The 22869-nt window shown below is 65.6% G+C and carries 23 protein-coding genes and 1 tRNA gene; 11 read left to right on the forward strand and 13 right to left on the reverse strand.

The features are described from left to right. Nucleotide 1: 1 nt before the first annotated feature. The 4 genes from nagZ (at nt 2) to AC0IPL_RS10155 (ending at nt 2761) form a co-directional block, all read left to right on the forward strand. Nucleotides 2-1009: a beta-N-acetylhexosaminidase gene (gene nagZ / locus AC0IPL_RS10140; protein WP_474274143.1), complete on the forward strand. Its 1008-nt coding sequence runs from the start codon at nt 2-4 to the stop codon at nt 1007-1009. Continuing rightward, complete coding sequence (locus AC0IPL_RS10145; protein ID WP_474274146.1) at nt 1002-1796, forward strand: segregation and condensation protein A; 795 nt, start codon at nt 1002-1004, stop codon at nt 1794-1796. Before nagZ ends, AC0IPL_RS10145 begins: the two co-directional genes overlap by 8 nt. Further along, nucleotides 1796-2476 (forward strand): SMC-Scp complex subunit ScpB, encoded by a 681-nt coding sequence (gene scpB, locus AC0IPL_RS10150; protein WP_474274148.1) that lies wholly within the window; start codon nt 1796-1798, stop codon nt 2474-2476. Before AC0IPL_RS10145 ends, scpB begins: the two co-directional genes overlap by 1 nt. 93 nt (nt 2477-2569) lie before the next feature. Then, complete coding sequence (locus tag AC0IPL_RS10155; RefSeq protein ID WP_474274149.1) at nt 2570-2761, forward strand: hypothetical protein; 192 nt, start codon at nt 2570-2572, stop codon at nt 2759-2761. Nucleotides 2762-2861: 100 nt separating this feature from the next. Here the strand turns inward: AC0IPL_RS10155 and AC0IPL_RS10160 are convergent, their stop codons facing one another. The 8 genes from AC0IPL_RS10160 to AC0IPL_RS10195 all read right to left on the reverse strand — a co-directional run bounded on the left by AC0IPL_RS10160 (nt 2862) and on the right by AC0IPL_RS10195 (nt 9406). Then, the gene (locus AC0IPL_RS10160; RefSeq protein ID WP_474274151.1) at nt 2862-3941 is read right to left on the reverse strand and encodes a 2'-deoxycytidine 5'-triphosphate deaminase; all 1080 of its coding nucleotides are present in this window, start codon (nt 3939-3941) and stop codon (nt 2862-2864) included. A gap of 125 nt (nt 3942-4066) precedes the next feature. Continuing rightward, nucleotides 4067-4143: transfer RNA gene (locus AC0IPL_RS10165), tRNA-Pro, on the reverse strand. A gap of 93 nt (nt 4144-4236) precedes the next feature. Beyond that, on the reverse strand, nt 4237-5868 hold the full coding sequence (locus AC0IPL_RS10170; protein ID WP_474274153.1) for a MerR family transcriptional regulator: 1632 nt from the start codon (nt 5866-5868) through the stop codon (nt 4237-4239). A 15-nt stretch (nt 5869-5883) separates the two neighbouring features. Then, on the reverse strand, nt 5884-6186 hold the full coding sequence (ihfA, locus tag AC0IPL_RS10175) for an integration host factor subunit alpha (protein WP_008207184.1): 303 nt from the start codon (nt 6184-6186) through the stop codon (nt 5884-5886). Between the two features lie 89 nt (nt 6187-6275). After that, a complete protein-coding gene (locus AC0IPL_RS10180; RefSeq protein WP_474274155.1) occupies nt 6276-7253 on the reverse strand; it encodes a beta-ketoacyl-ACP synthase III in 978 nt (325 codons plus the stop codon). 18 nt (nt 7254-7271) lie between these two features. Continuing rightward, entirely contained in the window at nt 7272-8384 is a 1113-nt protein-coding gene (gene plsX / locus AC0IPL_RS10185) for a phosphate acyltransferase PlsX (protein WP_474274156.1), read from the reverse strand. Nucleotides 8385-8420: 36 nt separating this feature from the next. Further along, nucleotides 8421-8627: a 50S ribosomal protein L32 gene (gene rpmF, locus AC0IPL_RS10190; RefSeq protein ID WP_222453441.1), complete on the reverse strand. Its 207-nt coding sequence runs from the start codon at nt 8625-8627 to the stop codon at nt 8421-8423. Nucleotides 8628-8851: 224 nt separating this feature from the next. Then, entirely contained in the window at nt 8852-9406 is a 555-nt protein-coding gene (locus AC0IPL_RS10195; protein ID WP_474274157.1) for a YceD family protein, read from the reverse strand. A 101-nt stretch (nt 9407-9507) separates the two neighbouring features. Here AC0IPL_RS10195 and AC0IPL_RS10200 point away from each other — a divergent pair, with 101 nt between their 5' ends. From AC0IPL_RS10200 to AC0IPL_RS10210, 3 genes are all read left to right on the forward strand, one after another. After that, on the forward strand, nt 9508-9981 hold the full coding sequence (locus tag AC0IPL_RS10200; protein ID WP_474274159.1) for an outer membrane protein assembly factor BamE: 474 nt from the start codon (nt 9508-9510) through the stop codon (nt 9979-9981). A gap of 98 nt (nt 9982-10079) precedes the next feature. Next, nucleotides 10080-10826, forward strand: coding sequence for a GNAT family N-acetyltransferase (locus tag AC0IPL_RS10205; RefSeq protein ID WP_474274161.1), 747 nt, complete (start codon nt 10080-10082; stop codon nt 10824-10826). Nucleotides 10827-10889: 63 nt separating this feature from the next. Continuing rightward, the gene (locus AC0IPL_RS10210) at nt 10890-12698 is read left to right on the forward strand and encodes an ABC-F family ATP-binding cassette domain-containing protein (RefSeq protein ID WP_474274162.1); all 1809 of its coding nucleotides are present in this window, start codon (nt 10890-10892) and stop codon (nt 12696-12698) included. Between the two features lie 345 nt (nt 12699-13043). On the opposite strand, the gene AC0IPL_RS10215 is transcribed toward AC0IPL_RS10210, so the two are convergent. Further along, a complete protein-coding gene (locus AC0IPL_RS10215; protein WP_474274164.1) occupies nt 13044-13799 on the reverse strand; it encodes an SDR family NAD(P)-dependent oxidoreductase in 756 nt (251 codons plus the stop codon). A 94-nt stretch (nt 13800-13893) separates the two neighbouring features. Further along, nucleotides 13894-14841 (reverse strand): GNAT family N-acetyltransferase, encoded by a 948-nt coding sequence (locus AC0IPL_RS10220; protein ID WP_474274166.1) that lies wholly within the window; start codon nt 14839-14841, stop codon nt 13894-13896. Between the two features lie 46 nt (nt 14842-14887). On the opposite strand from AC0IPL_RS10220, the gene AC0IPL_RS10225 reads away from it, so the two are divergent. After that, nucleotides 14888-15025 carry a hypothetical protein gene (locus AC0IPL_RS10225; RefSeq protein WP_474274168.1) on the forward strand — a complete coding sequence of 46 codons (138 nt, stop codon included), beginning with the start codon at nt 14888-14890 and terminating at the stop codon, nt 15023-15025. Nucleotides 15026-15839: 814 nt separating this feature from the next. Here the strand turns inward: AC0IPL_RS10225 and tyrS are convergent. Continuing rightward, nucleotides 15840-17093: a tyrosine--tRNA ligase gene (gene tyrS / locus AC0IPL_RS10230; RefSeq protein ID WP_474274170.1), complete on the reverse strand. Its 1254-nt coding sequence runs from the start codon at nt 17091-17093 to the stop codon at nt 15840-15842. 143 nt (nt 17094-17236) lie between these two features. Between tyrS and AC0IPL_RS10235 the strand changes: the two genes are divergently transcribed. Next, nucleotides 17237-18346, forward strand: coding sequence for an anhydro-N-acetylmuramic acid kinase (locus AC0IPL_RS10235; protein WP_474274172.1), 1110 nt, complete (start codon nt 17237-17239; stop codon nt 18344-18346). 79 nt (nt 18347-18425) lie between these two features. On the opposite strand, the gene AC0IPL_RS10240 is transcribed toward AC0IPL_RS10235, so the two are convergent. After that, entirely contained in the window at nt 18426-18842 is a 417-nt protein-coding gene (locus AC0IPL_RS10240) for a cupin domain-containing protein (RefSeq protein ID WP_474274174.1), read from the reverse strand. 57 nt (nt 18843-18899) lie between these two features. Between AC0IPL_RS10240 and AC0IPL_RS10245 the strand changes: the two genes are divergently transcribed. Both AC0IPL_RS10245 and AC0IPL_RS10250 read left to right on the forward strand, forming a co-directional pair. After that, nucleotides 18900-20318: a protein adenylyltransferase SelO gene (locus tag AC0IPL_RS10245; RefSeq protein WP_474274176.1), complete on the forward strand. Its 1419-nt coding sequence runs from the start codon at nt 18900-18902 to the stop codon at nt 20316-20318. Nucleotides 20319-20486: 168 nt separating this feature from the next. Next, entirely contained in the window at nt 20487-21191 is a 705-nt protein-coding gene (locus tag AC0IPL_RS10250) for an endonuclease/exonuclease/phosphatase family protein (RefSeq protein ID WP_474274177.1), read from the forward strand. A gap of 293 nt (nt 21192-21484) precedes the next feature. Here the strand turns inward: AC0IPL_RS10250 and AC0IPL_RS10255 are convergent, their stop codons facing one another. Beyond that, nucleotides 21485-22825 carry a DEAD/DEAH box helicase gene (locus AC0IPL_RS10255; RefSeq protein WP_474274178.1) on the reverse strand — a complete coding sequence of 447 codons (1341 nt, stop codon included), beginning with the start codon at nt 22823-22825 and terminating at the stop codon, nt 21485-21487. Nucleotides 22826-22869 lie beyond the last annotated feature (44 nt).

The raw sequence follows: 22869 nt of genomic DNA on the forward strand, positions 1-22869 counted from the left end.
CATGACCTACGGAGCCACCATTCTCGACGCCGAGGGGCTGCGGCTCAGCGCGAAAGAAAAGACCTTCTTTCGCGAGGCCGACCCCTTTGGCTTCATCCTGTTTGCCCGCAACGTCGAAAGCGTCAGCCAGACCCTCGCCCTGTGCGACGAGCTGCGCGAGGCGGTGGGCCGGGACTGCCTCATCACGATCGACCAGGAGGGCGGCCGGGTGCAGCGGATGCGCGCGCCCCTGGCCCGCAACTGGCTGCCGCCGCTGGAGCATGTGCAGCGCGCGGGAGAGAACGCTGAACGGGCGATGTATCTGCGCTACCGCCTCATCGCGGATGAGCTGCGCGGATTTGGCCTCGACAGCAACTGTGCGCCGGTGGGCGATGTGGCCTGCGCGGTGACGCATCCGTTTTTGAAGAACCGCTGCTATGGAAACGATGCGGCCGTGGTGGCCCGGCTGGGCCGCGCGGTGGCTCAGGCGCATCTGGACGGCGGCGTGCTGCCGGTGGCGAAGCATCTGCCTGGCCATGGCCGCGCCACTGCCGACAGCCATAAGGACCTGCCGCGGGTGACCGCCTCCGCGGCGGAGCTGGAACAGGCTGATTTTGCCGCTTTTCAGGCGCTGAACGACCTGCCGATGGCGATGACCGCGCATCTGGTCTATGAGGCCTATGATGCGGAGCGCCCGGCCACCATCTCACCTGTGATGATGCAGCTGATCCGCGAGACGATCGGATTTGGCGGCCTCTTGATGAGCGATGACATCTCGATGAAGGCCCTGCGCGGCACGCCGCAGGACATCGCCCGCGCCACCATCGCGGCGGGCTGTGATGTGGTCTTGTTCTGCAATGCGCCGCTTGAAGAACGCCGCGCCGTGGCCGAGGCTGCCGGCCGGATGAGCGCGGCAGCGCAATCCCGCGCAGAGGCCGCGCTGGCCGCCCGCAAGGCCCCTGTGGCGCTTGACATTCAGGCCGCCGAAGACGAACTTGCCGCCCTCATGGGCGGGCAGGTGTATGGCTGAGCAGACACTTTTTTCAGACAGGGATCCAAACGTCGAGGAGCGGCTGGCAGCCGAGGCCTTGATCGTGGATGTGGACGGCTATGAAGGTCCGCTGGACCTGTTGCTGACCCTGTCGCGCACCCAGAAGGTGGACCTGCGCCGCATTTCCGTGCTGGAGCTGGCAAAACAGTATCTGACCTTCGTCAACCGCGCCAAGGAGCTGCGGATCGAGCTGGCCGCCGATTACCTGGTGATGGCGGCTTGGCTGGCGTTCTTGAAATCCCGTCTGCTGCTGCCGCCGGACCCGGAGGAAGACGGCCCCTCGGGGGAGGAGCTGGCCGCCCACCTGGCGTTCCAGCTGGAACGATTGCAGGCGATGCGCGATGCTGCGGCGCAGTTGATGGCGCGCGATCGGCTGGGGCGCGATTTCTTTGCCCGCGGCGAGGAGCAGACCGTCGCCCGGATCAAGACCGTCACCTATACCGCCAACCTGCTGGATCTGATGCAGGCCTATGCCCGCATCCGTACCAAGGAAGATTTTCGCCCCTTCGTGATGGACCGCGAGTCGGTCTTCACCATGGAGGAGGCGCTTGACCGGATGCGGCATCTGCTGGGCTTTACCGGCGACTGGACCGATCTGATCAGCTATTTGCCCGACGGATGGCATGGCGATCCGGTCAAGCGGCGCTCGGCCACGGCCGCGACCTTTGCCGCCTCGCTGCAACTGGTCAAGGAAGGCAAGGCAGAGCTGCGCCAGAGCGAAACATTTGCGCCCATCCAGCTGCGCAGCCTCGACGAGGACGAATAATGGAAGACCAGATGATGGACGCGCCGACCGCTTCGGGGCGAACGGAAAACGACACGCTGTTCGACGCGCCCCCAATGGCGGAGCAGGAGCGCATGGTGGAGGCGGTGCTGTTTGCCAGTGCTGAGCCTGTAACCTTGCGCGATCTCGAAGGGCGGATGCCGCCCGGTTGCAATCCGCGCGAAGCGCTGGAGCATCTGCGCAAGCGCTACGAGGGGCGCGGTGTGCGGGTGGTCCGGCTGGGCGAGGCTTGGGCGATCCGCACCGCGCCGGATCTTGGCTTCCTGATGCAAAAGGAAACCACGGAGCTGCGAAAACTCAGTCGCGCCGCCATCGAGACGCTGGCGATTGTGGCCTATCACCAGCCGGTGACACGGGCGGAGATCGAAGAAATCCGTGGCGTGTCGGTCTCGCGGGGCACCATCGACCAGCTGATGGAGATGGACTGGATCCGCCTCGGCCGCCGCCGGATGACGCCGGGTCGGCCGGTGACCTTTGTGGTGACACCGGATTTCCTTGATCATTTCGGGCTGGAAAGTGCCCGCGATCTGCCGGGCCTGAAGGAGCTGCGGGCAGCCGGACTGCTGGAAAACCGGCCGCCACCGGGGGCCTTGCCGCTGGGGCAGGGTGGTGGCGACGATGACGAGGCACCGGACGAACAGGCCGAACTCTTCGAGGAGTAGGCGGCAGAGGGGCGGCCTTGCGGGGGTTGGTGCCTCGAAATAGTCACCTTTTCCGCCTAGATTGGCGGAAAGACCACAGGGAGGCTTGGATCCATGACGCTGAACACGATTGTGAACATGGTGCTGCGCCGACTGCTGCGACGGGCGGTGAACGCAGGCGTCAATGCCTCGATCAACGCGGTCGCCAAGCGCGGCAAGCGGGACAAGCCGGTCGCCCGCGACGACACCCCGCAGGACGCACCATCGCGCATACCATCGGTCAAGCCGCGTCGCAGATCGCGCTGACAGCGCATCCGTCCACGTTTCAGCCTGTAGGGGGCGGAGGCCCCGACTGAGCGCCTCCTTCGGATTTTGCGGGGAGGGAAGCCGGGCGACCGCGGTCGGCTCAGCCAGGGGCCCTGAAGTGCTTGGACAGTTTCAGGCCCTGGCCCTGATAGTTCGAGGCAATCCCCGCACCATACAGCTGCTCGGGCACCTCGGCCATCTTTTCATAGACCAGACGGCCGACGACCTGACCGTGTTCCAGCACAAACGGCGCCTCGTGGCAGCGGACTTCCAGCACCCCGCGTGAGCCTGATCCGCCCGCTGCGTCATGGCCGAAACCGGGGTCGAAGAAGCCCGCGTAATGCACGCGGAATTCGCCCACCATGGCCAGATAGGGTGCCATCTCGGCGGCATAGGCGGGCGGGATATGCACCGCCTCGCGGCTGACCAGAATGTAGAACGCGCCGGGATCCAGAATGATGCGTCCCTCGGTGGTACGCACCTCCTCCCAGTATTCCTGCGGGTCGTATTCGCCAATCCGGTCCAGGTCGATCACCCCGGTGTGCGGCTTGGCGCGATAGCCCACCAGGTCGGTGCCAGGCAGCTTCAGATCGACCGAGAAGCCCAGCCCGTCCTCGATCACCGCCGGGCCGTCAACCAGCGGCGTGCCCGCGTGCAGCATCTTCAGCTCCGCGTCCGACAGCACCGCCTGTCCGGTGCGAAATCGGATCTGGTTCAACCGCATCCCCGGGCGCACCAGCACGGAAAACGAGCGCGGGCAGATTTCGGCGTACAGTGGCCCGGTATAGCCCGGCTTGATCCGGTCAAACTCCTCGCCGCCGTCGGTGATGGTGCGGGTCAGAAGGTCCAGCCGGCCGGTGGAGCTTTTGGCATTGGCCACGGCAGAGACCTCCGGCGGCAGGGCCAGGCTCTCCATCAGCGGCACCACGTAGACGCAGCCCTTTTCCAGCACGGCGCCCTCGCTGAGGTCGATCCGGTGCATCTCGAATTCGCTCAGCCGGTCGGACACGCTGCTGCCCTGACCCGCCAGAAAGGACGCCCGCACACGGTAGGCCACCCGGCCCAGCCGCAAATCCAGGCTGGCCGGTTGCACCTGGCCATCGGCGCAGGGCGCATCCACGGCGATTTCGCCACGTCCCAACATATTTTCAATGGTTTGACCGGGCAAAACGCCTGTCATTATCTGATCCCTCCGCGCCGGATGTTCCGGTGATGCTCTCTAATCGGAATGTTTTGTGCAATTGTCAAATGGGGGAAGATAAAATGAAAACACCCGGTTGCGGGAAGCAACCGGGTGTTTTTCAATGGTCGGGCTAGCAGGACTCGAACCTGCGACCTTCCGTCCCCCAGACGGACGCGCTACCAGGCTGCGCCATAGCCCGTTGAGGAGCGTTCTAACCGTTTTCGCGGCAGGGGCAAGAGGGGGCGGCAAAGTTTTTTGCCCAAATCGGTAGAAAGTCAGACAGCGGCGCAGTTTAGCGGGAGTCGACCCAGAGGCGCAGGGCGCGGGCGCAGGCGGCGATGTCCGCTGTCAGCTGCGGTGGCAAGTGCTCCAGCTGCGCCAAATGCGCCAGGACACCAGGTTCCGGCGCCGCAACGGCGGTCTCGCCCAGCATTGCGCCCTCTGCCGAGGCGGCGGTCGGCAACCGGGGCTGCGGTGCGGCTTGCGACATCGCATCCTGTGTCCGTACCGAACGGGGCTCCGGCGACGGATCCACAGTCGGCGCCTGCGGCGTATCGGCGAGGTCACTGGCGGGCACGGATTCACCAGGCGGTGTCGGCGGTTCGAGGGTGGGCAGCTCGGCCGGTTCCGGTTCCGCTTCGAAAGCGGCGGCGAACTCCACGGGCTGCACCCGGCGGGTGGTCTCGTCCAGATCCTGCGGCGGGAACGGCGGCGGCGCGCTGTCATCTGTGTCCGTTTCCGGGTCCGACGCAGCCGCCTGCGCGTCCGGTGTCGCCTGAACGGTCGCTTCCGCGGCCAAGGGGGGCTCGGACTGGGGCACGGCTGGCTCCGGTGTCAGCTCGGGCTCTGCAGTGCCAAACTCCAGCGGCTCGTCCGGGGCCAGGCCCGCGGCGGCCAACAGCGCGTCTTCAGGCTCAGGGTTCTGTGGCTGGGGAATGGGCGCGTCTGCGTCGGAGAGTTTCTCCGAATGCGGCTCCGATACCGACACATCGGGACCCGTCGGCTCTGGGGCTGGCATGTCGGCTTCCGCCAGCTCCGAGACCGGCTCCAGGTTCGACGCGGATGGTTCGGACGGGACGAAAACCGGTTGATCCGCCGTGGGCGGTTCCGTTTCAACCGGCTGGGTGTCGGGCAATTCGGCAAGCTCCGCGGCAGCTGCGATCTGCGCCGGATCGGTCACAGGTTCAGTGGTTTCGCCTTCTGTCGCGGACATGTCCGGGGTCAGGGGCAGCAGCGATTCGTCCTCCGGCAGCCCGGTGGGGTCCACATGTGGCTCCGTTTCTGCGTCGGATCCAGCGTCGCCAACGGGGGCTGCGGCGGTGGTTGCAGGGTCTTGCTCCGCAACGGGGTGGTCCTCCGCCCCGGCTTGCGGTGTCGCCTGCGCCGGGGCGGGCAGATCCATCGCCATCTGGGGCAAGTCCTCTGCCGGTTCCGCAACCGTGGGCGCGGGGGCGTCAGTGCCGACCGAGGTCTCGGGCTCCGGCTCAGCCGATGCGGCGGATTGCGGAAAGCCCAGCACATTGCCGCTGGCCTCCGGATCCGGGTCGGCCTGGGGCTGCTGCGGCAGCTCCATCGTCTCCTGCCAGTTGCTGCCGAGGTTGTCGGCGGGCGGCAGCGGATCGGGGTCCGTGTTGGCGCTGTCGTCCCCGTCCAGCGCCGGTGACAGCGCCGCGACATGGGCGACGCCGCGGTCGCGCAGCAAAGCCTGCACCTCCTTGATGCTCAACCCGTCGTCATGCAGCAGTTTGCGGATGCCGCCCAGCAGCTGCATGTCGGCAGGCCGGTAGTAGCGGCGCCCGCCGGCCCGCTTGACAGGTTTGACCTGGGTGAACTTGCTCTCCCAGAAGCGCAGTACATGCGCCTGCACGCCCAGCCAGTCCGCAACTTCGCTGATGGTGCGGAAGGCATCCGGTGATTTCGACATGGCCTTTTGGTCCCGTTACTTACGGTTGCCGTCTGCCACGCGGTCTTTCATCAGGTGGGACGGCCGAAAGGTCAGCACGCGGCGCGGCTGGATCGGCACCTCTTCGCCGGTCTTCGGGTTGCGCCCGACGCGGGCCGACTTGTCCCTTACGCTGAATGTCCCGAACGAGGAGATCTTCACCTGTTCGCCGCGCACCAGGGCGTCCGACATATGTTGAAGCATGCTTTCCACCAGCTGCGCGCTTTCGTTGCGCGACAGGCCGACCTCTCGGAAAACAGCTTCGCTCAAATCCATTCGTGTCAGTGTTTTTTCGCCCATACCAATCCCCGTTGTTTCCCAAAGCATAGGGCGCAGAGAATTTCCCTGTCAATATCAATGAATTGCGGGTGGTCTTTCTGGCGCGTCAGTTACCAACGCAACACGACAGCCCCCCAGGCGAGTCCGCCGCCAATGGCCTCAGTCACGATCAGGTCGCCCTGTTTGATCTGGCCGCGCGCTTTGCCGACCGACAGGGCCAGCGGGATCGAGGCTGCAGAGGTGTTGCCGTGATCCTGCACAGTTACCACTACGTTGTCCATGCTCAGGCCCATTTTCTTGGCGGTGCCCTGAATGATGCGGATATTGGCCTGATGCGGCACGATCCAGTCCACGTCCGTCGCCGCCAGACCGGCCCGTTCCAAGGCGGTGTTGGCGGTGGAGGCGAGCTTCTCGACCGCGTGGCGGAACACTTGGTTGCCCTGCATCCGCAGATGGCCGGTGGATTGCGTCGACACGCCGCCATCGACATAGAGCAGGTCCTTGTAGCGCCCGTCAGAGTTGAGGTCGGTCGAAAGGATGCCGCGATCTTCGCTGGTTCCGGGCTGCTCCTGCGCTTCCAGCAGAAGCGCGCCGGCACCATCGCCGAACAGCACGCAGGTGGAGCGGTCGCTCCAGTCCATGATCCGGCTGAAGGTCTCTGCGCCGATCACCAGCACCCGTTCGGCCTGGCCCGAAGCCAGCAGCGCATTTGCGTTGGACAAGGCATAGACAAACCCCGCGCAGACTGCCTGCACGTCAAAGGCAAAGCCGCGGGTCATGCCCAGCTTGGCCTGCACCATGGTGGCGGCAGAGGGGAAGGTGAGGTCGGCGGTCGAGGTCGCGACGACGATGGCATCGACATCATCAGCCGTCAGCCCGGCATCCGCCAGCGCAGCCTCTGCGGCCCTGGCGGCCATGTCGGATGTGGTCTCGTCCTCGGCGGCGAAATGGCGGCGTTCGATGCCAGAGCGGGTCCGGATCCACTCATCCGTGGTGTCCAGCTCGGGCATGGCTTCGAATTCCGCGTTTTCAACAACCCGTTCGGGGAGATAGTGGCCAGTGCCTACAACTACCGCACGTCGCGTCATCCGGTGCCTGCCTTGTTATTAGTCTTGATCAGAGACCGTCCGCATGGTGCGGACAGCTGGGTCATCTTGGGGAGGCACGCCGGCAGATGCAACCCGCGCCGCCAGTTTTTCGGCAAATCCCTGCTGAGCCAGCCGGAAGGCCAGCTTAACCGCCGCTGAAACCCCGGTGGCATCGGCGCCGCCATGCGATTTCACCACGGTGCCATTCAGCCCTAGAAACACGCCGCCATTGACACGCCGCGGGTCCAGTCGTTTCGACAGCCGCTTGAGCGAGGTCATCGCCAAAAGCGCCGCGATCTTGGACAGGAAGGAATACTGGAACGCCTCGCGCAGGGTGGTGCGCATCAGGCTGGCGGTGCCTTCGCCGGTCTTGATCGCGACATTGCCGGTAAACCCGTCGGTGACGATCACATCGGCGGTGTCGCCGGGAATGTCGCTGCCTTCGACAAAACCGACAAATTCGAACTGCGAGCGCGCCGCATTTTCCGAGATTAGCGCAAAGGCTTCCTTCAGCTCGGCGCGGCCCTTGTGCTCTTCGGTGCCGACATTCAGCAGCCCCACGCGGGGGCAGGTGATGTCCATCGAGTTGCGCACATAGGAGGTGCCCATCAGCGCATATTGCAGCAGATCCTCGGCGTCGGCCTTCACGTCGGCGCCCACATCCAGCATCACGTTGAAGCCCTGCGGATTAAGCGAGGGCCACAGAATGGCGATGGCCGGACGGTTGACGCCCGGCAGCTTGCGCAGGCGCAGCATCGACAGCGCCATCAGCGCGCCGGTGTTGCCACAGGACACAGCGCCGGCTGCCTCACCATCCTTGACCGCGTCCAGCGCCGACCACATCGACGTGCCCTTGCCGTTGCGCATCACCTGGGAGGGTTTGTCCTCCATGGTGACAACATCCTGCACGTCGCGGATCTCGACCCGGCCGTCCAGTTCACGGCGCTTGTCAACCAGCGGTTTCAGCTGGTCCGCGGGACCGTGAAGGATAAACCCGATGTCCGGGTTCTTCTCAGCCGACATGGCAATACCGGCCACCACGACTGCGGGGCCGGCGTCTCCGCCCATGGCGTCAACAGAAATGATGATGCGGCCGGCTTTTGCCTGAATGTGATCGGGTTTACCCGTCATGCGAAAGCCTGCCTGGCATCAAATCCTGTCCGTGGCTTACGCCGCGTCCTCGTCGATCTCGATTTCGTCAGCTGCCGCGACAATCTCTTTGTTGTCGTAGTGGCCGCAGGACGGGCACACGTGGTGCGGGCGTTTCAGCTCGCCGCAGTTGCCGCATTCATTCGGGTTTGCAGCAACCAGGGCATCGTGCGCGCGGCGGTTGTTGCGGCGCGATTTGGATACTTTGTTCTGTTGGACGGCCATGTCTCAACCTTTGTCTGTTTGGGCCTTGGGGTCAGCCCCGCGGCGCGATTGCGTTCTGTTCGATCAGTCTGACGTGCGTTTAGGCGTCTGCCCTAGCATTGTCCAACCAAAAATTTCGATGAGCGCGCGAAAATACTGCGAATCTCTGCCGGCGCAAGGTGTTTTTTAGGACAGCCCCGAAGCAGGGGCCAGACGGAATTTCGGCGGCTGCCAAAAAACTCCCGTCAATCTTCGTCCTGAGAGTCCTCTTTCCCTTCCAGCTGGCCGCGCAGAGCTGCCAGCCCGGCAAAGGGGCGGATGTCCTCGTCGCGGATCGGGGTCACGCCATCCTCGGCATAGACCGCTTCGCCCAAGGTGGCACCCTCCTTGCGCGGATAGGCCGGGATGTGCAGCGCCAGCGCCTCTGTCATCACCGCGGCCGGGTCAATATGGCTGCCCAGCGGCTCGCTGCTGTCGTCCTCGGGCATTTCAACTTCTTCGCCCTCGGGGGTCTCAAAGCGGGCAAGATAGGTGATCTGCACCGGCGCGTCGATACGGGTGGTCACCGGGTCCAGCGTTACCACGCAGTCCTGCACCACAGTGGCGCCCAGGGTGCCGGTCAGCTGCCAGTCGGATTTGCCGACGGCGCGGATCTGGCCGGTAAAGCGCAGCTTGCGCAGCGCGGTCAGGCCAAGCTCCGCCGCCAGCGCCTCCAGTGCCGGTTTGTCCGGGGCGATCTCAAATGGGGTGGGGGCGTTCTGTGGCAGATCGGCCACCCGCAGGGCGGTGCTGTCAGTCATGGTCGGGAACTTTCGTTTCTTGAACCGGAAGCGGTCATTAGGTAATCGGGTTGCAAGATGTATTCAAGCCGCCCGATGCGGCGGCGGCTCGGGGGGCCAGGATGTTTGCCAAGGGATTTCACTACAAGCCTGCTTTGCGGGCCGCGATTTTTGCAACCGTGGGGTTGGCGCTGACGGCCTGCACCGCGACCTACCGCAAGCACGGCTACGTGCCATCGCCCGATCAACTGGCCGAGGTGGTGCCGGGGATCGACACGCGGGATTCGGTGTCCGAGACCATTGGCGTGCCGTCCTCCACCGGGGTGCTGAACGACAGCGGCTACTACTACGTGGAGACCCGCTTTCGCCATTATGGCGCCGCGGCACCAAAGCCCGTCTCACGCGATCTCGTGGCGATCAGCTTTGACACCGCAGGCGTGGTGCAGGGCATCGAGCGGTACAACCTGGCAGACGGCAAGGTGGTGCCGCTGGAGCGTCGCGTGACCAGCTCCAGCGTGCAGGACAGCACCTTCCTGCGGCAGCTGCTGGGCAATCTGGGCAATTTCAACCCGGATCAGTTCATCGGCGACAACTGAGCGGCGAAAAGCGTGTCCGGTCGGCGGCGCCTTCAGGGCTTCACCGGCCTGTCACAGCGGGTATGCTAGAGGCTGAGCCGGACGACGGGGAGGCCGCGATGGCAGCACCAGAGATAGCCCTGACCAGGGGCCGGTACCGCGCGCGGCAGGCGGCGGGCGCGGCGGATGTGACGCGGGCGCAGGCGTTGCGCAGCCTGTGTTTTCGCACCTCGCAACCGGACCGGGACGACCATGACGACCAGTGCACTCATGTTCTGGTGGAAGACCTGCGCAGCGGCGCGTTGGTCTGTTGTTTCCGTCTCATGGTGCTGGAAAACGGTCACGGTCTGGCGCGAAGCTATTCGGCGCAGGCCTATGATCTGGCGGCCCTGGCGCGCTTCCCCGGTCGCATGGTGGAAATGGGCCGGTTCTGCATCCACCCCGAATCGCCGGATCCGGACATCCTGCGCATCGCCTGGGGGGCAATGGCGGCTTTTGTTGATGCGATGGGGGTGCAGCTGTTGTTTGGCTGTTCATCCTTTGCAGGCACCGCGCCGGAACCTTATCTGGACACCTTCGCGCGGTTGCAGGCGCGCCACCTGGCGCCCGGGCAGTGGCGGCCGGGCCGAAAGGCGCCGGAGGTGGTCTGCTTTGCCACCGGGGCCGGGGGGCAGGCCGGGTCGAAAGAGGCGTTGCTGCGGATGCCACCCCTGCTGCGCAGCTATCTGATGATGGGCGGCTGGGTCAGCGATCATGCGGTGGTGGACCGCGATCTGAACACGTTGCATGTGTTCACCGGGCTGGACATCAGCGCCGTTCCAGCAGGACGCAAGCGGTTGCTGCGGGCTGTGGCCGGGGAAGATTGAGTATTTTTGGAAAGATGATGCGGGAGCGTTGACGCGTTTCTGCCGCCGGGGTAGCTGGCTGCCATGGCACGTATTCCTCTTTTGCAGATGTCCGGCATTTCCCTGACCTTCGGGGGCGACCCGGTTTTTTCGGATCTTGATCTTGTGGTCCAGCCGGGCGACCGGGTGGCGTTGGTGGGCCGCAATGGCTCGGGAAAATCCACCCTGATGAAGGTGATGGCGGGGCTTGTTGAAGCCGACACCGGATCTATCGTGGTGCCGCCGGGGCGCTCGGTCGGCTATATGGAGCAGGACCCCAGGATGGAGGGTTTTGCGACCTTGGGCGAATTTGCCGCCAGCGGGCTGGATCCGGGCGAGCTGTACAAGGTGGAGCGCGCGGGCGAGGGGTTGAAGTTTGATCCGGCCCGGCCCGTCGAGACGGCCTCTGGTGGCGAGCGCCGCCGTGCCGCGCTGGCCAAGTTGATGGCGGAAGCGCCCGATCTGATGCTGTTGGACGAGCCGACCAACCATCTAGACATCGAGGCGATCACCTGGCTGGAAGATGAGCTGAAATCGACCCGCGCGGCCTTTGTGCTGATTTCGCACGACCGGGCGTTTCTGCGGGCGCTGACCCGTGCCACCCTGTGGGTGGACCGTGGCCAGGTCCGTCGCCAGGAGAAGGGCTTCGAGGCTTTCGAAGCCTGGCGGGACAAGATCTGGGACGAGGAAGATCAGCAGCGCCACAAGCTGAACCGGCTGATCAAATCGGAAAGCCGCTGGGCGGTTGAAGGGATCTCGGCCCGGCGCAAGCGCAACATGGGCCGGGTGCGGGCGTTGCAGGATCTGAAGGCAGAACGCGCAGGCCAGATCAAGCGCCAAGGCACCGCCGAGATGGCGCTGGAGGCGGGGCCGAAGTCGGGCCGCAAGGTGATCGAGGCCGAAGGATTGAGCAAGGCCTTTGGCGATAAGCCGATCGTGCGGGATTTCTCGTTGAAGGTGCAGCGCGGCGATCGGGTGGCCTTTGTCGGGCCCAACGGCGCGGGCAAGACAACGCTGCTGAAGATGCTGCTGGGGCTGGAAAGCCCGGATGCCGGCACGGTGCAGCTGGGCACCAATCTGGAGGTGGCGCTGTTTGACCAGACCCGCGATCAGCTGGACGGCGACGCGACCCTTTGGGAGAACCTGACCTCGGATCCCTTGCTGGGGATCTCCGGCAAGGCGGATCAGGTGATGGTGCGCGGCCAGCCCAAACATGTGGTCGGCTACCTGAAGGAATTCCTGTTCGACGATGCCCAGGCGCGGGCGCCGGTGCGCTCCTTGTCGGGGGGCGAGAAGGCGCGGCTGCTGCTGGCGCGATTGATGGCGCGGTCCTCGAACCTTCTGGTGTTGGATGAGCCGACCAACGATCTGGACGTCGAGACGCTGGACTTGTTGCAGGAGCTTTTGGACAATTACGACGGCACTGTGCTGCTGGTCAGCCACGACCGGGACTTTCTGGACCGGGTGGCCACCACCACAATCGCGATGGAGGGCGGCGGTCGGGTCACCGCCTATGCCGGCGGCTGGAGCGATTACCTGGCGCAGCGCGGGCCGCTGGCGGGAGAGGCAAAGCCCGAAAAGGTGAAGCCGTCAAAGCCCAAGGTGAAGCAGGAGGCGCAGCCCAAGGACGGGTTGAGTTTCAAGGAAAAGCACCGGCTGGACGCGCTGCCGGGCGAGATCGAACGGCTGGAAGCGGAGATCGCCAAGTTGCAGGCGCTGATGGCAGACCCTGAGCTGTTCACCCGCGAGCCGGTCAAGTTCAAGAAAGCCACCGACGCGCTGGTGGAGCGGCAGCAGAAACTGGCCGCTGCCGAGGAAGAGTGGCTGGAGCTGGAAGAAAAGGCCGAGGGCTGACACCGGTATTCGCCCGACCTGAAAAGTAAGACAACATCGCTGACCAAATGTTTCGCGCGCGAAACATTTGGTCAAACTGCCTGACGTAAATATTTGTTTTTCATTAAGAAACCTGCGCGGAAGGTTAACTCCTCGGGGGGGCGTGTTTCCATGCCGACAGGGACCTGGCGGCGGCGCGAAGTGGTTTGGAAGCGCGAGACGACAGATATTTCGCAACAGCAACGTACGCTCGTTGCGCAACACGAACGTCTGGCTGAGAAGCGCGCAAGAGGCAGTTGCGCCCCGTGAGGCGCAGCTGCCAGTCTGTGCTCTTGTGCGAGCGGACTGCGGGTCAGGTGGGGGACGTCAGCGCATCCGCAAAGCGCCGTCGATGCGGATGACCTCACCGTTCAGGTAGCCCATTTCAACGATAAAGCCGGCCAGGCGGCCGTATTCGCGCGGATCGCCGAGGCGGGCCGGGTTGGGCACATCGGCGGCCAGCTGCTGCTGCACCTCCTCGGGCAGGCCCGCCAGCATCGGGGTCATGAAGATGCCCGGAGCGATGGTCATCACCCGGATGCCGCTGGACGCCAGATCCCGCGCCATCGGCAGGCACATGCCCGCGACCCCCCCCTTGGAGGCGGCATAGGCGGCCTGGCCCTTTTGCCCGTCAAAGGCGGCGATGGAGGCGGTGTTGATGATGACGCCGCGGGCGCCGTCCGCGTCGGGCGCATTCTTGGCGATTTCCACGGCGGCAAGCCGGGCGACATTGAAGGTCCCGACCAGGTTGATGTCGATGGTGCGCTTGTAGGCGTCCAGCGGGTGCGGGCCATCCTTGCCTACGGTCTTGGCGCCGATGGCGATGCCGGCGCAGTTCACGCAGGCGGTGATCTTGCCCATCTTGTCGGTGGCGTGGGCGATGGCGGCCTGCACGGAGGCTTCGTCAGTAACATCGGTCTGGGCGAAGTGGCCGCCGATGTCCTGGGCCACTTGCGGCCCGCGCGTTGCGTCACGGTCCAGGATGGTGACCTGGGCACCCTGTTCGGCGAAATAGCGCGCGGTGGCTTCGCCGAGGCCGGAGGCTGCGCCGGTGATCACGGCGGCGGTGTCTGCAAGTTTCATGGACGGGTCTCCTCCCGGTTATCTGAACGTGTGTTCATATAATCCGGGGCGGGCGGCGCTGTCCAGCGGCATGGGGCGTCGCGGCGCTTTGCCGCTAGGGGGTCATCAGGCGGCGGTCCAGCGCTGCCAGCGACCGCAGCAGCCGGCCCAGCGGCGGCCAGAGCGCCCAGGTGCCGCCCAGCCGGTGCAGGCGCGCGCCGGTGCCGAGCTTGAAGCGGGCGAGACCAGCGGCGTCTTCTGTATTGATGACGCCGAGGTCGAGCTGACGGACCCCCTTGGCGGCCAGCCAGGACATCGCTTCCCACAACAGAAGGTTATGCGCGCTGAGGTGGCGGCCGCGGGCGGTGGAATGGGCGATGTGGTAGGTGGCGGCGCTGTCGGCGCCGGTTCCGTGGCAGAGGATCAGCATGGCGGCCACGGGCTCACGGTCCTCAAAGGCCTGAAACAGCTTGGCCCGGCCTTTGTTCTGCTGCGCATAGGCCAGTGTCAGCGGCACCGGCCAGCTGCGGTAGCGCCGGGCGACCTGCTGGGCCGTGTCGGCGGCCAGCAGCCAATGCGACGGGTCATCCGGCATGTTCTGGCGGGTCAGGCGCAGGTTCTGCGCGGCGGCGTGGTTCAGTCGGTTGCGCCATTTTTGATGAAGTGCGGCGCGGTGCTGGTCAGGGTCCGGCGCGATGTCCAGCAGCGCCACATGGGAAGGGCTCATCAGCGGCACGGCGCCATGGCGGGACAGGTCTGGGGTGTGGGTTTCCGGCGTCAGGATCAACGGCGCGCGTCCAAGCCCCGCGGCACGCAGCTGGGAAAGGAGCCGTGGCAGATCGCCGAGCGGCGCGCGGGTCAGCATGGCGGCGTGCAGCCCTGCGGCAAAGCGGCGGCGCAGGACCAGCCGGGCGGGGGCGGTGCGGGCGCCTTGGAGCAGGAGCGGATCCTGGCCGCAGGCGCGCAGGGCGCGGGCGAACTCTGCGGTTTGTTGCAGCGCGGGAGGTCGCGTGCCCGCGTATGCGGGGTGGGGCGCGTCGGGAGCGGGGGATAGATCGAACATGGGCTGCATTAACGCGCTGGAAACCTAAATGATGGTTAATGATCCCATGAAAAAACGACTTGAAGTTCTGGGCCAGACTGCGCCTGCACCGCGGGTGACCAAGGCGGCGGCGCTGCTGTTGGCGGTGGCGCTGTCGGTGCCGGTGTTTTTGCTGCTGACGCTGGCGGATTGGCTGCTGATCTAAACGGCGCAATCGGGCGATCCGCTGCGAACGCGTCGCAGGCAGCACTCCCGCGCCCGCGGATGTCCTGGCTGCGCCAGGTCAGCCTTGTGCGGCCTTGGGCCGGGCGCCGCTGCGCGGCGGGCTACTGTCGCGGCGGCACGTGCTGCCGAAAGGCGCTGCCGGGCAAGTCAGAGCTAAAAAGTGGACAGCCCACTGGCCGCGTCGGACACTTCTCGCACTGACAGAGCAACCGCAGCGCGCGTCAGCGCGCTGCCGGGCCCAACCATGACGACCCATCTGTGATGGGCCGGGAATGGGCGGGAGTGTTTGCGGATGCTGACAAGGGCGCCCGGCGCTCCCGCGCAGTGCATGCCGCAGCGCCGGTGGGCGCCCCAGAGACCCGACGTATGTTGACCGCTCAGATTGCCATCCCTTCCGAGCGGCTGTGATGCGCCTCAGGCCCGAATACTGTGCGCAAGCAATGGGGCGAAGCGGTTAGCTACGCGGCTGTGCTGGGGCGCTTGGTGGATCTTGTGGGCCTCCATCGGCAACAAACACTACCGGCGGGAATGTTGGAGGCGCGTCTTGGAGAACGCTTTCTGGGCCTCAAAGCGCCCGGGTGATCGGAGCGCCCGTAGTCAGGCGCTTGCTCCAGAGAGAAATGCATTGAATTCCAGCGGCGTACCGGGCGAGCGCCATCGTGTTCATTCTAGCTGCCGCAAGTATCCAAGCCGGGCGTCCTCTCCGCACGGCCTGTGGCCCCAAAAGCAGTGCGATGACGCAGAAAAAAAAGGGAGCCCTGAGGCTCCCTTTCGCTGGTGCGGTGTCGGCCGGTTCAGCCGTCCAGCTGAACCAACGCGTGGCGTTTCTTGCCCGCGCTCAGCTTGATTGGCGCGGTCAATGCGTCGGCATCGATCATCAGCCCCGCATCGGTCAGCGGCTGGTCGTCCAGCTTGGCGCCGTTTTCGGCGATCAGGCGCTTGGCGTCCTTGCCGGATTTCGCAAGGCCGGATTTCACGATCAACTGCACGATCGAGATGCCATCGCCCAGATCCGCAGGCGACAGCGTCAGCGTGGGAAGGTCGTCGCCGACGCCGCCCTTCTCGAACACTTCGCGGGCGGTGGCTTCGGCCGCCGCAGCCGCGTCTGCGCCGTGCAGCAGCTTGGTCACCTCATTGGCAAGGATCACCTTGCCCTCGTTGATCTCAGACCCCTGCAACGCGCCGAGGCGCTCGCATTCGTCGACCGGCAGCTCGGTATAGAGCTTGAGGAAGCGGCCCACGTCGGCGTCGGTGGTGTTGCGCCAGAACTGCCAGAACTCATACGGCGAGAGCATCTCGCCATTCAGCCAGATCGCGCCGCCCTGGCTCTTGCCCATCTTGCGGCCGTCCGAGGTGGTCAGCAGCGGTGAAGTGAGGCCGTAGACCTCATGGTCGATCACCCGGCGGGTGAGGTCGATACCGTTGACGATATTGCCCCACTGGTCCGAACCGCCCATTTGCAGGATGCAGCCATAGCGGCGGTTCAGCTCCATGAAGTCATAGGCCTGAAGGATCATGTAGTTGAATTCCAGGAACGACAGCGACTGCTCGCGGTCGAGGCGGGATTTCACGCTCTCGAACGACAGCATCCGGTTCACCGAGAAGTGGCGGCCGATGTCGCGCAGGAATTCCAGGTAGTTCAGGTTGTCGAGCCATTCCGCGTTGTTGAGCATGATGGCATCGGTGTCACCGTCGCCGTAGGTGAGGTAATTGCCAAAGACCTTGCGCATTCCGGCGATGTTGGCGTCGATCTGTTCGGGGCCCAGCAGCGGGCGCTCGTCCGAGCGGAACGACGGATCGCCCACCTTGGTGGTGCCGCCGCCCATCAGGGTGATCGGCTTGTGGCCGGTCTTTTGCAGCCAGCGCAGCATCATGATGTTCAGAAGGTGTCCGACGTGCAGCGACTGCGCCGTGGCGTCATAGCCGATATAGGCAGGCTGAACTCCCTTCAGCAGCGCCTCGTCCAGGCCCTGATAATCGGTGCAGTCGGCCAGGTAGCCGCGTTCCATCATCACTGCGATGAAATCCGATTTGGGAGTGTAGGTCATGACATGCCTCGGTCTCTTGGTTTGCACCTAGCCCCTATAAATCGCATCCGCGCGGGTTGGAACCTGTTTTCCCGGCAATTTATGCGCGGTAGTATCGCGGGACGCGGGCAGGACAGGCCCGGAGGCTGTGAAGGGGCAGGCGGATGGGCAGAGCCATCGCAAAGACGGGCATGGTGCGGGCATTGGGCGCGATGAGCGGCACCTCGCTGGACGGGGTGGATGCGGCGGAGGTGATTACCGACGGGGCGCGCATCCAGGGGTTCGGCGAGAGCCGCTACCGCGAATATACGGCTGAGGAACGCGCGGTGTTGCGTGCGGGCCTTGGCAGGTGGACAGGGGCAGAGGTAGAGGCTGCGGCAGAGGTCTGCGATCGCACCCACGCCGAGGTGCTGGCGGGTTTCAGCGCGGCGGAAATCATCGGCTTTCACGGCCAGACCCTGGCCCATGCGCCGCGGCGACAGGGCACGTTGCAGGTGGGCAACGGTGCTGCGTTGGCGGAGCGGCTGGGCAGGCCGGTGGTCTGGGACTTTCGCAGCGCCGATGTCGCGATGGGCGGCGAGGGCGCGCCGCTGGCGCCGTTCTTTCACTTTGCCTGCGCCAAATACATCGGTGCCACGCGCCCAGTGTGCTTCCTGAACCTCGGTGGGGTTGGCAATCTCACCTATGTCGATCCCAGATTCGACCGCCCCGAGGATCCTGGCGCGCTGGTTGCCTTTGACACCGGCCCGGCCAATGCGCCGGTCAACGATCTGGTACAGGAGCGGCTGGGCATCCCCTGGGACGCGGACGGCAATGTGGCGCGTTCCGGCACCGTGGAAACCGGCGCGCTGGAGCTGTTTCTGGCTGAGCCTTACTTTGCGCGCATGCCGCCCAAGTCGCTGGACCGGAATGATTTTGCCGAGATGGTCACGCTGGTGCGCGAGCTGAGCGATGCCGACGCCGCCGCCACGCTGACGGCGATGTGCGCGGCCAGTGTCGCACAGGGGATGGAGCATTGCCCGGAACCGCCCGAGCGGGTGCTGGCCACCGGCGGCGGGCGGCACAATCCGGTGCTGATGGAGATGCTGCGGGTGTCGCTGGACTGCCCGGTGCAGCCGGTGGAGGAGGCGGGCCTTGATGGCGACATGCTGGAGGCGCAGGCCTTTGCCCATCTGGCGGTGCGGGTGGCGCGGGGCATGCCGACCTCGGCCCCCGGCACCACCGGCGTGCGGGCCTGTGTCGGCGGCGGCGTGGTGAGCGTGCCGGGGGAGTGACTGGGCTGTTCCGGGCACAAGAATTCCCGAGAATTCTTGCCAAATTCCTGCATAAGGAATCTGCGCCGATTGGCGGGCGTCAGCGGGGGATGTCGAAATCGGGGGCTGCCAACTCAAACCCCGCAAACTGAAAGCCCGGCGACACTGTGCAGCTGACCAGCGTGTAATCGCCGGTGCTGCGGGCCGCTTGCCAATGGCCTTCGGGCACGATCAACTGCGGCGCACCCGCGGTCAGATCCGGGGTCAGCAGGTGGTCCTGCGCCGGGCCTGCATCGCTCGCCGCCATTGACAGGACCAGAGGCGCGCCTGCGTGGTACAGCCAGATCTCAGCGGCATCGACGCGGTGCCAGTGGCTGCGCTCGCCTCCTTTGAGCAGGAAATAAATGCAGGTGCCTGTGGGGCGGCCGCCATTTTCGGCGCGCCAGGTCTCCTTGTACCAGCCGCCCTCGGGGTGCTGCTGCAGGCCGAGGTGTTCGATGATCTGATCTGCGGTCATCTGGGCTGTCTCCTCTTTGGTGCTGGTAAATCCCGGCCCGGGTCATATGTTTGGGCCATGACAGTCATGATCCCGTTCGACAATACATACGCCGCCCTGCCACAGGGCTTCCACAGCAAACTGCCGCCTGTGCCGGTGACGGCGCCGACCCTGTTGGCCTTCAACGACGACCTGGCCGCCGTGCTGGGGATCCGCGCCGCTGAGGCGTCTGAGATGGCGCAGGTCTTTGGCGGCAATGTGGTTCCCGCAGGGGCCGAGCCGCTGGCGCAGCTTTATGCGGGGCACCAGTTCGGCACCTATAATCCGCAGTTGGGCGATGGCCGGGCGATCCTTCTGGGAGAGGTGGTCGGGACGGATGGCGTCCGGCGCGACATCCAGCTGAAAGGGTCGGGGCGCACACCTTATTCGCGTGGCGGTGACGGGCGCGCCTGGATGGGACCGGTGCTGCGCGAATATGTGGTGAGCGAGGCGATGCACGCATTGGGCATCCCCACCACCCGTGCGCTGGCGGCAGTCGCAACCGGCGAAACGGTCTGGCGCGAGGGAGGCCTGCCCGGCGCGGTGCTGACTCGGGTGGCCGCCAGCCATCTGCGGGTGGGCACGTTTCAGGTTTTTGCCGCGCGCGGCGACGCGGACAGTCTGCGGCAGCTGACAGACTATGCCATTGCGCGCCATTATCCCGAAGCACAGGGGCCGATGGGCCTGTTGCGGGCGGTGCGCGACCAGCAGGTCGCGCTGATCTCCGCCTGGATGTCGGTGGGCTTCATCCACGGGGTGATGAACACCGATAATTCGTCGATCTCGGGCGAGACAATTGATTACGGGCCCTGCGCCTTCATGGATGTGTACCACCCGAACACGGTGTTTTCCTCGATCGACCGGGGTGGGCGCTATGCCTATGCCAATCAGCCCAATATCGCGGTGTGGAACTTGGCGCAGCTGGCCACCGCGCTGATCCAGCAAATGGAGGATCCGCAGGCGAGCGTCGAGGAGGCCACGGAGATCGTGCATGCGATGCCGCAGCTGCTGGAGGCGGCCTGGCTGGCCCGGTTCCGGGCCAAGCTGGGGATTACCTCGGCTGAAGACGGCGATTTGGAGCTGGTCACGGGGTTGCTGGAACGCATGGCGCAGAACCAGAGCGATTTCACCAACACCTTCCGCGCGCTGGGCGACGGCGCCGTGCGGGATCAGTTTACCGATCCGGCGGCGTTCGATGGCTGGGCCGAAGATTGGCAGGCGCGACTGCAGGATGAGCCGGACCCGCAGGCGGTGATGCGTCAGGCCAATCCGGCCTTCATCCCGCGCAATCACCGCATAGAGGAGATGATCGCCAGCGCAGTGGCAGGGGATTACGCGCCGTTTCACCGGCTGAACACGGTCCTGGCGCGCCCCTACGACGACCAGCCGGAACACGCCGACTTGCAGCGCCCGCCCGCGCCAGATGAGGTGGTGCAGGCCACCTTTTGCGGCACCTGATCCAGCCCCGGATTTCTGCTGCCCGAGACTCTCTTTATGGTCGGCAATACTCTCGGGGGTGAACTGAGCCGCAGGCCCAGGAGGGGGCAGAACAGCCCCCAGCAACCGGCGCGGTTGGCGAATGGCCGCGACTGGTTCACACTGTGCAAAAAGCAGCGGAGGACGCGGATGCCGGATGAACCATCCCGGAACGGGGTGCGGATCGCCACCTACAACATTCAGAAATGCATCGGCCTGGATCTGCGGCGGCGCCCAGAGCGCATCTTGCAGGTGCTGGACGGGCTGCGCGCGGATGTCGTGGTCTTGCAGGAGGCTGATAAGCGGTTGCCGCCGCGGCCCGCGGCGCTGCCTCCGTTTCTGGTCGCGGAAGGGGGCTGGAAGGCTGCGGATCTGGGCGGCGCGGGCTCGCTGGGCTGGCATGGCAACGCGGTGTTGTATCGCGGCGCGGTGCAGCTGAAGGATACGGGGCATATCGCCCTTCCGGGACTGGAGCCACGCGGCGCGGTCTGGGTGCAGCTGGACACGGGGCTTGGGCCGCTGCGGGTGATCGGCGCGCATTTGGGGCTGACCGGGCGCGCCCGGCGCGCGCAGATGCACGCGCTGGCAGCAGCGGCCTCGGCGCCGGAAGAGGCGGTGGTGCTGGCGGGAGATTTCAACGAGTGGTCGCGCACCCCGGTGCTGGAGCATATTGCGCCGCAGCTGCACTTCCTGCCGCGCAAACCCAGCTTTCCGGCGCTGCGACCATTGGGGGCGCTGGACCGGATTGCCCATTGTCACCGGCTGAAGGCCGTGGCGCATGGGGTTCATGGCGGGCGGCCGGCGCATGTGGCCTCGGACCATTTGCCGGTCTGGGCGGATTTCCAAGCTGTCTAGGTCCTGAGGGACTTTGAGGACCGGGCGAAGGCGGCGAGCAGAGGCACGTGCCAGACGGGAGCGGCAGCAGGGAGCAGCTCCCGCGCCCGCGGGCGGTTCAGGCTGCGCCTGAAACGCCCTGTCGGCCTTGGGCCGGGCGCTGCTGCGCAGCGCGGTCGTCTTCGCGGCAAAAGAAAAGCGCCCTGAGGCAAGCCTGCCCCAAGGCGCCAATTCAAGCGTGTCACCTACCGAGCCGCATCAGGATGACAGCGCCGCAACGCTGCCATCTTTGACCCGGACCTGCGGCGCGCGGTTCAGCGCGCGCGCTGCTTTTGACCGCCGCGCTGGGTGGCGCCCGCCTTGGCACCGGCCGGCTTGCCCTGTCCGCCAGAGCCGCCACCACCGCCGCGGCGGCGCTGGCCACCCGGTTTGCCGCCAGCAAAGGCGCCACCTCCGCCGCCACCGCGGCGGCCGTTCGGCCGACGGCCCGGCTTGCCGACAGGGGCGGTGGGATCCGGCATCGCCTCCCAGGCGCGGCCGGAGGCCACGGGGATGGTGATCTTCATCACCTTCTGGATGGCCTTCAGCTCATCCATCTCGTCGGGCGAGCAGAAGGCGATCGCGGCGCCGTCCTTGCCCGCGCGGGCGGTGCGGCCGATGCGGTGCACGTAGGCGTCCGGAACATTGGGCAGCTCGTAGTTGTAGACGTGTTTCACGTCCGGGATGTCGAGACCACGCGCCGCCACATCGGTGGCGACCAAGACCTTGATTTGCCCGGATTTGAAGGCGGCAAGGGCGCGTTCACGCTGGCCTTGGCTTTTGTTGCCATGGATCGCGGCCGCGGCAAAGCCTGCCTTGTCCAGGGTCTTCATCAGCTTTTCCATGCCGTGCTTGGTGCGGCCAAAGACCAGCGCACGCTCGTCCTTGTGATCGGCCAGCAGCTCCTTCAACAGGCTCAGCTTTTCGGCCTTGGCAATGAAATGCACCGACTGGGTGACCTTGTCCGCGGCCTTGCCCGGAGGCGAAACCTCAATGCGGACAGGGCTTTGCAGATAGGAGTTGGCGATCTCGTTCATTTGCTTGGGCATGGTCGCCGAGAACAGCATGGTCTGACGCTCGGTCGGCAGCAGCGCCGCGATCTTGCGCAGGGTGTGGATGAAGCCGAGGTCCAGCATCTGGTCCGCCTCGTCCAGCACCAGGAAGTCGCAGGAGCCAAGATCCAGCGCGCCGCGATCGAGAATGTCGATCAGGCGGCCGGGGGTCGCGACCAGGATGTCGGTGCCCTTGGCAATGCGGGAGATCTGCGGGTTGATGGACACGCCGCCCACCACCAGGCCGACCTTCATCGGAGAGCCTTCGGTGAGGCCCTTGAGGGTGTCGGCGATCTGGTTGGCCAGCTCGCGCGTGGGCGCCAGCACCAGGCCGCGCACGGTGTGGGCGGCGGGCTTGCGGCCATATTGCAGCATCTGTGCGATCAGCGGCACGCCGAAGGCAGCGGTCTTGCCGGTGCCGGTCTGTGCCAGCCCCAGCACGTCTTGGCCGTTCAGCGCATGGGGAATGGCGCGCGCCTGGATTGGTGTGGGCTCGTTGAGACCCAGGTCCTGGAGGCGGGCGAGGAGCTTTTCAGGAAGCCCCATGGTCGAAAATTCAGTCACGTATCGTCCTTTCACGGCCCTGCGGAATGCACGAGCCGGATCCG

This window comes from Leisingera sp. SA32 (genome assembly GCF_056033425.1).